General features: G+C 68.4%; 1 protein-coding gene. It reads left to right on the forward strand.

What is annotated here, in order from left to right; genetic code table 11:
- Positions 1–70: 70 nt before the first annotated feature.
- The gene (locus AB0L65_RS62880) at positions 71–1,699 is read left to right on the forward strand and encodes an IS1634 family transposase (RefSeq protein ID WP_364267613.1); all 1,629 of its coding nucleotides are present in this window, start codon (positions 71–73) and stop codon (positions 1,697–1,699) included.
- Positions 1,700–1,730: the final 31 nt, after the last annotated feature.

Below are 1,730 nucleotides of genomic sequence, written 5' to 3' on the forward strand. Positions count from 1 at the left end.
GCTAGCCCCGTTTTCCGCACGTGAGGTTGTTTGAAGATCGCCAGGTTGCTGTGGTGATCGTCATCGCGGTATGACCTGGCTGGTGAGACAGCGTGCGCAGTGGGGCCAGGCCAGCGTCGAGAAGATGCTCGGAGCATTGCCGGTCATCGCCGGGTTCTGCTCGCGGTTACGGATCAGGGAGTTGGTGGACGCAGCCTGCCCGGTGCGCGATACCGCGGAGCTGACCCATGGGCAGGTGATCGAGGTGCTGGTGGCCAACCGGCTGACCTCGCCCGCCCCGCTGGTGCATGTCCAGGACTGGGCGCGCGGGTGGGCAGTGAGCGAGGCATTCGGGGTCGAGCCCGGCCTGCTCAATGATGATCGGATCGGGCGCGCTCTGGATGCCATCGCTCCGCACCTGGACCAGGTGGCCGGGTCGGTCGGGCTGGCCGCGATCGAGGCGTTCGGCATCGATGTGGCCCGTCTGCACTGGGATATGACCTCGATCTCGTTGCACGGCGACTACGACGATGCCGAGCCCGGCTACGCGCGGCCGCGGTTCGGCCACCCCAAGGACCGGCGGCCGGATCTGAAGCAGGTCCAGGCCGGGATCGCGGTCAGCAGTGACGGCGCGATCCCGGTCTTTCACCGCGCCTATGACGGCGCGGCCGGTGAAGTCGGGCAGGTCATCGGCGCGATGCAGGGCTTGCAGAAGCTGGCCGGCCCGCAGCAGATGCTGATGATCGGTGATTCCAAGCTGATCTCGTATGCGAATCTGGCCGCCATGGACGGTGCGTCTGTGTCCTTCATTGCGCCGGCTTCCAAGCTCTACGTCAGCGCCGAGACCCTGGCCGGTCTGGACCCGGCCACGGCGCAGGCGGTGGACTACGTTGCCGCCCGGGACGCCGGCAAACCCGCCGACCGGCGTGGCGTCTGGCACGTGCGCGAGGACGTCATGACGCTGGCCGGACCGCGCAAGAAGGACCCGGTGCTGAGGCTGCGCAGGGTGTTCGTACACTCCTCGGCCCGCGCCCAGGCGGCTGAGGCCGCCCGGGCCAAGAAGCTCGCGCGGGCCCGCGACGACCTGGCCCGGTTGGAACGCGGCCTGGGCAGCCGCCACTACCCGGATGAGCCGGCCGTCGCCGACCGGATCACCGCGATCGGCCGCACCCGGCGGGTGAATGCCTACCTGAGCGCTGAGACCGGCACCGACCCGGACACCGGCAAACCCACCTTGAGCTGGCACTTCGACCAGCAGACGCTGGATGCCGAAGCCGCTACCGACGGCTGGTACGCCCTGCTGACCAACCTGCCCGCCGAGGCTGCCGATGCCGAACAGGTGCTGCGCCACTACAAAGGCCAGGAAGCCGTCGAGCGCCGCTACCAGGCCTTCAAGGGCCCGCTGGCCGTCACCAGCCTGTATCTGAAGAACAACCGCCGCATCAGCGCGCTGATCACCGTCATCTGCCTGGCCCTGCTCATCTTCTGCCTGATCGAACGCCAGGTCCGCCAGGCGCTCGCCGCCCGCGGCCAGGCCAAAGTCGACGGGTTGTACGCCGGACGACCCGCCGTCCCCACCGGCAAGCTCGTCCTGGACGCGTTGGCCGGCATCCGGCTGATCCCGGGCACCGGCCAGTCACCCCCGACCATCCCGCAACCCACCGATCTCCAACTCGATCTCCTGGACCTCCTCGACATCGATCCACGAGACCTCCGCTGAAGATCACTCACATGCGGAAAACGGGGCTAGC

It is taken from the genome of Nonomuraea sp. NPDC052116, from assembly GCF_040680035.1.
Classification (GTDB): Bacteria; Actinomycetota; Actinomycetes; order Streptosporangiales; family Streptosporangiaceae; genus Nonomuraea; species Nonomuraea angiospora_A.